The following is a 1,128-nucleotide window of genomic DNA, read 5'->3' as shown; positions in this document are numbered from 1 at the left end:
TTCCAGAGCCAGGCAGACGTCGCCGCGTTCAAGAAGCTGCAGGCCGGGCAAGGCCCGAGCGAAGACCTCCGCGGCGTGATCCAGCAGGTGCTCGGCATCCGCGTGAAGTACATCGCCCGCCACGACACCGACCCCACGCCGCCGCCCGCCGGTGCGGCCCCGGCCGGGCCTGCGCCCGTGACCCCGCCGCCGACGGGTCCGGCGCCCGGCGGTGCGCCCGCAGGCGGCGGTCAGCCATCGGGCCCCGGCGTGCGTACACCGGCACCGGCAGGCTCATCGCCCGCCGCGGCAGCCCCCGTCACCCAGTGGGCGGTCGCGCCGATCCCGTCTGACGACCCCACGATGGCTGCGCCGCCGGCACAGCTGGCCGTCGACGACGAGCCCGAAGACGTCGCCGGTGCGCGCATGCGTGTGGCGACGCTCGCTCCGGCGCGCGAGGGAGACGTACTCCCGGCGGACGCCGTCGCGCCCTCGGCGCAGACCGACGAGAGCGAGGCCGACGAGGTGCCGGACGTCCCCGTCGACGTGCGTGTGCCGCCGGTCGTGGTCACGAGCCGGCCCATCGCAACGCGCGGGGGAGTGGAGCGCTACGGCGAGCCCGTCGTCCGCCAGATGCTCGGCGCCACCTTCGTGCGCGAAGAGCCCTACACCCCGCCGACGAGGTTCAACTAAGCCATGTACGACGGCATCGTCCAGGATCTGATCGACGAGTTCGGGCGCCTTCCGGGCATCGGCCCCAAGTCGGCGCAGCGCATCACGTTCCACATCCTGCAGACCCCGAACTTCGACGTCGCCCGCCTCGCCGTGCTGCTGACCGACATCCGCGACAAGGTGCGCTTCTGCGAGATCTGCGGCAACGTCTCGGAGCAGGACCGCTGCGGCATCTGCCGCGACCCGCGGCGCGACCCGGCCTTCATCTGCGTCGTCGAAGATGCCAAGGACGTCTCGGCCATCGAGCGCACCCGCGAGTTCCGGGGGCTGTACCACGTGCTCGGCGGGGCGATCAGCCCCATCGCCGGCGTCGGCCCCGACGACCTGCGCATCACGCAGCTCATGCAGCGCCTGGCCGACGGCACCGTGCAGGAAGTGATCCTCGCCACGAACCCCAACCTCGAGGGTGAGGCGACG

Annotated in this window: 1 protein-coding gene and 1 pseudogene; both read left to right on the top strand. The window is 72.8% G+C overall.

What is annotated here, in order from left to right; all coding sequences use genetic code 11:
* A pseudogene (locus NQ160_RS24065) lies at positions 1 to 672 on the top strand (DNA polymerase III subunit gamma and tau); the annotation flags it as partial.
* A gap of 3 nt (positions 673 to 675) precedes the next feature.
* Positions 676 to 1,128: recombination mediator RecR (recR, locus tag NQ160_RS24060; protein ID WP_257517492.1), on the top strand; the 453-nt coding region annotated here is incomplete at its 3' end.

The organism is Microbacterium sp. zg.Y909 (assembly GCF_024626565.1).
The sequence above is the reverse complement of the archived record's forward strand: the minus strand, read 5'-3'. Positions and strand labels throughout refer to the sequence as shown.